Raw genomic sequence first — 1,197 nt, 5'->3', positions numbered from 1 at the left:
TATGTGAGTCGCGACGTCTGAGGAGCGGCCAGCCTGCGAGCACCCCCCAGCACTCCGACGGGTCACGAACATAGTTGAGCCGGAGTCAATTCAGAAGAGGCCCGTTCCGGGCGTGGCGCGCACGGATCGAAGTACGCACCGGTTCACCCCGCAATGCACCCCCTGTGACCGATGGTTACCACCTGCCTGACCTGCGTGACTTCGGATCCGGCCAACCTCTGGGCCTCCTCGGCCGTTCCTGCCGTCCGGTCATACGAATCGTCGGGCCTGTGGACAAAGTCCGTCCGCCGGTGCGTCATGGGAAGGTGAAGGCCTCGAAATCACGGGACACGACCTCCGGCAGCGGACCGGCACGCATCCTCATCGTGGGCGGCGGCTGCGTCGGCATGTACACCGCCCTGCGGCTGCGCGCGAGGAGCAGACCCCGGGAGACGGAGGTCGTCCTCGTCACCCCCGAGCCGTACATGACCTATCAGCCGTTCCTGCCCGAGGCGGCGGCCGGCTCCATCTCGCCGCGACACGTGGTGGTTCCCCTCCGCCGCGTCCTGCGCGGCTGCCGCCTGCTGGTCGGCGAGGCCCTGGCGGTCGACCACGCCGCGCGCACCGCCCTCGTCCGCACCAAGGCCACCGACGACGAGGGCACCGGTCCGCTCGCAGTGGCCTACGACGAACTGGTCATGGCCCCCGGCTCCGTCTCGCGGACCCTGCCCGTCCCCGGCCTGGAGCAGATGGACATCGCCTCCTCCACCCGCGATCCCGCCCTCCGCGACGCGGCCCTGACCTTCGTCTTCGTCGGCGGCGGCTACGCGGGCGTGGAGGCGCTCGGCGAGCTGGAGGACATGGCCCGGTACGCCACCCGGCACTACCACAACATCCGGCCCGAGGACATGAAATGGGTCCTGGTCGAGGCCGCCGACCGGATACTGCCCGAAGTCGGCCCGGACATGGGCCGGTACACTGTGCGCGAGCTGCGCCGCCGCAAGGTCGACGTCCGGCTCGGGACGCGTCTGGAGAGCTGCGAGCGCCGGGTGGCGGTACTCAGTGACGGATCTCGGCACCCCACCCGCACCCTGGTGTGGACCGCCGGCGTCAAACCCCACCCGCTCCTCGCGGCGACGGACCTGCCGCGCGACGGGCGGGGCCGACTGCGCTGCACTCCCGAACTCTCCGTCGTGGGCGCACCGCACGCCTGGGCGG

At 71.0% G+C, this 1,197-nt stretch carries 1 protein-coding gene; it reads left to right on the top strand.

The window, feature by feature from the left end:
* Positions 1-305: 305 nt before the first annotated feature.
* A partial coding sequence (locus ACFV9O_RS40255; protein ID WP_385428027.1) for an NAD(P)/FAD-dependent oxidoreductase occupies positions 306-1,197 on the top strand: 892 nt, incomplete at its 3' end.

The organism is Streptomyces sp. NPDC059909 (assembly GCF_042730885.1).
Taxonomy (GTDB): domain Bacteria; phylum Actinomycetota; class Actinomycetes; order Streptomycetales; family Streptomycetaceae; genus Streptomyces.
The sequence above is the reverse complement of the archived record's forward strand: the minus strand, read 5'-3'. Positions and strand labels throughout refer to the sequence as shown.